At 58.7% G+C, this 3923-nt stretch carries 4 protein-coding genes; 1 reads left to right on the top strand and 3 read right to left on the bottom strand.

Translation table 11 applies throughout. From position 1 onward, the window contains the following. From RTK32_RS05550 to dalD, 3 genes are all read right to left on the bottom strand, one after another. The coding region (locus tag RTK32_RS05550; RefSeq protein ID WP_312042489.1) for an MFS transporter at window positions 1–643 on the bottom strand (643 nt) is incomplete at its 3' end. A gap of 55 nt (window positions 644–698) precedes the next feature. Continuing rightward, window positions 699–2165 carry a xylulokinase gene (gene xylB, locus RTK32_RS05545; protein ID WP_312042488.1) on the bottom strand — a complete coding sequence of 489 codons (1467 nt, stop codon included), beginning with the start codon at window positions 2163–2165 and terminating at the stop codon, window positions 699–701. Window positions 2166–2175: 10 nt separating this feature from the next. Continuing rightward, a complete protein-coding gene (gene dalD, locus RTK32_RS05540; protein ID WP_312042487.1) occupies window positions 2176–3570 on the bottom strand; it encodes a D-arabinitol 4-dehydrogenase in 1395 nt (464 codons plus the stop codon). Window positions 3571–3736: 166 nt separating this feature from the next. Between dalD and RTK32_RS05535 the strand changes: the two genes are divergently transcribed. Then, window positions 3737–3923: MarR family transcriptional regulator (locus RTK32_RS05535; protein ID WP_312042486.1), on the top strand; the 187-nt coding region annotated here is incomplete at its 3' end.

Genomic DNA, 3923 nt, shown 5'->3' with positions numbered 1-3923 from the left:
GCGACAGCTCGGTGAGTTTTTCACGCGGGGAAAGATGGGCTTTCTCGCTTTCACCACCCGTGTTGCGCAGCAGAAACATGGCCATTAACCCACCCGCCGCTACCCAGGCGATAGCAAACCATAGGGTGCCTGTCTCACCGAGCCAGGGAATAGTAAAACTGGGCAGATAGCTGCCGACACAGCCGATGCCGATAGAATACATCGCCCAAAACCAGCCCATGGCAGAAGAGAGCTGGTGCTTAGGCACGTTCTGCACGATCAGCATCACAAAAGAGTAAATAAATAACGGATAAGCAAGGCCACGAATGCCGTAGAACAGCAGCATCAGGGGATAGTTGCGCAGACCCAGACCCAGTGACATAAACAAAATATGCATCACCACCCACAGCAGAAACCCGATGCGCATGGCACGCTGCGGCGTAATAAGCTCCGCTACCACCCCAGAACTCCAGGCGGCCAGCGCCGCTGCACCGCCATAAACCGTAAACACCAGCGCAGACTGCGCGGGCGAAAAGCCAAGATCGGTAATGTGTTTTGACAGGAAGGCCATCTCAAAGCCGTCCCCGCTCATAAAGACGGCTATGGCGATATAACCCCAGAGTAAAGACAAGGGGAGGCCGAACCAGTTATTGGCTGATTTCATCATGTTTCCTCTCAAATATGCAGGTGACGGACGCTTAACGCGCCCGCATTAATGTTCAGAAGCCGGATGCGCGAGCGTCGCGCTGCTGTTGGTAGAGCAGGCGGAAATGGTCGAGCCGCCTTTGCAGATGATGATGACGCCGCGCGTCAGGCAGATAACGCCTGAGCACGGCCGGTTTACGGCAAACGGTAGCGGGATCGCCGCCATCGGCCAGCCAGCCCAGACGAGCAGCCCCCAGTGCACCGCCCGCTTCGCCGCCCTGATGGGTGACGATTGTTAAATCCAGCGTATCCGCCATCAGCTGTGCCCAAAACGCGCTGCGTGCGCCCCCGCCGGTCAACGAACAGCTTTCCAGTGTGGTGCCTGCTGCCTGTAACGCCTTCAGCCCGTCGGCTATCCCGAAAGCGACCCCTTCCAGCACGCTGTAGGCCAGAGCTGACCGGTTGGTGGCATGGGTCAGGCGATGGAAAGCGCCGCTGGCCTGCGGATCGTTATGCGGAGTGCGTTCGCCGGAAAGATAGGGCAAAAACAGCGGGGCGCCGAGCTGGTCGGCCTCGTTCAACGCCGCTACCTCGGCCAGCAGTTCCGTTTCGCTCGCGTTTAGCAGCTCGCATAGCCAGCGCAGGCTGGACGCGGCCGTTAGCATGACGCTCATCTGGTGCCAGCGATCGGGCAAGGCATGACAGAAAGCGTGCACGGCCGAAGCGGGCGCAGGACGGAAACGGTCGTTGACCGCGAACAGGACACCGGATGTGCCGAGAGAGATAAAGGCATCGCCCGGGTTGACTGCACCTAACCCGACCGCGCTGGCGGCGTTATCACCGCCTCCGCCCGCGATCACAATACCTTCCCGCAGACCCCAGCGCTGCGCGATATCAGCCCGGAGCTTGCCAGCGGGCTGCGAGCCTTCGGTCAGCCGTGGCATCTGGTCACGGCTTAACCCACAGGCCGCCAGCAAAGTATCCGACCAGTCGCGTTTGGCCACATCCAGCCACAGCGTCCCGGCGGCATCAGACATATCGGTAATCTTCTCACCGCACATTTGCCAGCGCAGATAGTCTTTAGGCAGCAGAACGCTGGCAACACGGGCAAAAATGTCGGGTTCATGGCGGGCAACCCACAGCAGTTTCGGGGCGGTAAAGCCGGGCATCGCCAGATTACCCGTCACACTGTGCAGGTCAGCCCGTTTCGTCAGTTCATCGCACTCCGCCGAGCTGCGCGTGTCGTTCCACAAGATGCACGGACGCAATACCGTATTTTCACGGTCCAGCAGCACCGCGCCATGCATCTGGCCGGAAAGCCCGATCGCACGGATCTCCTGCCAACGTGCGCCTGTCTGCTGGCGCAGCGCGTCAAGGGCCTGCTCCAGCGCCTGCCACCAGCTGTGCGGGTCCTGTTCCGCGTAGTGCGGCTGCGGCCGCTGTACGTTCAGCTTCGCGCCGCTGGCGGCTACGATATCGCCTGCGGCATCGATAACCAGCGTTTTAATTTCCGAAGTGCCAAGATCGATCCCGAGATACATTGCCGACTCCTTACTCGTTTACCGGTTGCGGTACGTTGGCCCATTCGCCGAGTAGGGTGACCGTTTCTGCCAGCAGCGCGGCAAAAGCGGCATCGCGGGCAAGCGGGCCAAACAGCGTTTCATCAGAGGCAAAAAGAGTGAGCGCGTCCGGACTTGCCATGATGCTATGCCAGGTATCCGCCTCCAGTGCGCCATCCTGATAAGCATAAGGAAGCTCGCCGCGATGCCAGCGTTGTAAAAAAAGGAAAAAGAGTGCGGGCAACACCGCCGTTGCACGAGGTGTCTCGCCACGGGCGTAGCATTCCGTCAGGGTAGGCGTAATAAACCCCGGTATTTTGGACAGGCCATCTGCGGCAACCCGCTGATTGGTATCAAGGATATAGGGATTAGCAAAGCGGGACAGCACCACATCGCGATACGCTTCCAGGTCAAGCGGGCTGGGCGACAGCGAAGGAATGACGTCCTGCGTCACATACTCCCAGGCCCGCTCTTTTATCGCCTGAGTCTGGGTGCTCTGATGAATATAGTCCTGCCCGACCAGCGTGCCTGCCCAGGCGATACAGCTGTGGCTGGCGTTAAGAATGCGAATTTTTGCCTCCTCCCAGGGCAGCACGGAGTCGACCAGCGTCACGCCAGCTTTCTCCAGTGCGGGCCGGCCGGCGGCAAAATTATCTTCAACTACCCATTGAATAAATGCTTCACTCATCACCGGCACGCTATCGGCAAAACCGGTCGCTTCCAGCACGCGCGGGGCGATATCCGCCGTTGGACGCGGCGTGATACGATCCACCATTGTATTGGGGGAGGTCGTTTGCTCCGTTACCCAGGCAAACAGCGCATCGTCGCCACATAAACGCAGAAAAGCGAGAAAACCCTCACGGAAACGCTCGCCGTTATGACGCAAATTATCGCAGTTTAACAGCGTGACCGGCTGACCATGCGCCTGCATCCGCGCCTGCAAAACACGGCGTAGTGCGCCATAAAGCGTGCGCGCTTCACCCTGTACATCTGCTGTAATATCGGGATGACGCGGATCGAGACGGTGGTCGCTGTCCAGGTAGTAGCCACTTTCGGTAACGGTAAAAGCGATGACTTTAGTGGCGGCATCCGCGCCTCGCGCCACCATGGCCGTCAGCTCGGCATCCCACGGAACGATATGTTTGATTGAGGTGATTTTTTCAAAGTGACGCTCGCCGGTCGGGGTAACGGTTTCCAGCACGTATTCGCCATTTTGCTGCGCCAGGGCGTTCAGCAAGGGCACGGCATCATCACGAATATTGCTGAGCGCGATTTCCCAGCGCGGGCCATCCTGCTGCAAAAGGCGGTGCAGGTACCAAGCCTGATGCGCCCGATGAAAAGAACCGGCGCCGATATGTAACCAGACAGAGGGGGAAGCAGCGGTCATGGTATTCTCCTGTAATTGAGCTTTTGCCCTTAATGTGAGCTTTTGCTTGATTGGGTAACAGCCTGGTGAATTTATTGCCATCCGTCTGCGTGAGCGATCACAAAATTTGCTTTTGCCCATCATTAGGGCAATTATTCAATTTGGGCTAAGGAAGGAGAACGCTACGATGAGCAAGCACGACAGAAAATTGGACCAGGCGGCCAGGGCGGCGTGGATGTATTACGTGGCGGGAGAAACCCAGCAGGACATTGCTGAAAAACTGGGCGTATCGCGTCAGGTGGCGCAGCGGCTGGTGGCGCTGGCGTCAGAGCAGGGGCTGGTCAGCGTGACCGTTAACCACGCCGTTGCCGAGT

It is taken from the genome of Erwinia sp., from assembly GCF_031978025.1.
GTDB lineage: Bacteria > Pseudomonadota > Gammaproteobacteria > Enterobacterales > Enterobacteriaceae > Erwinia.
The sequence above is the reverse complement of the archived record's forward strand: the minus strand, read 5'-3'. Positions and strand labels throughout refer to the sequence as shown.

Bases quoted from the DNA above. Each gene is read 5' to 3' on its own strand.
- xylB (WP_312042488.1), bottom strand. From the start codon at position 2,165: ATGTATCTCGGGATCGATCTTGGCACTTCGGAAATTAAAACGCTGGTT.
- dalD (WP_312042487.1), bottom strand. From the start codon at position 3,570: ATGACCGCTGCTTCCCCCTCTGTCTGGTTACATATCGGCGCCGGTTCT.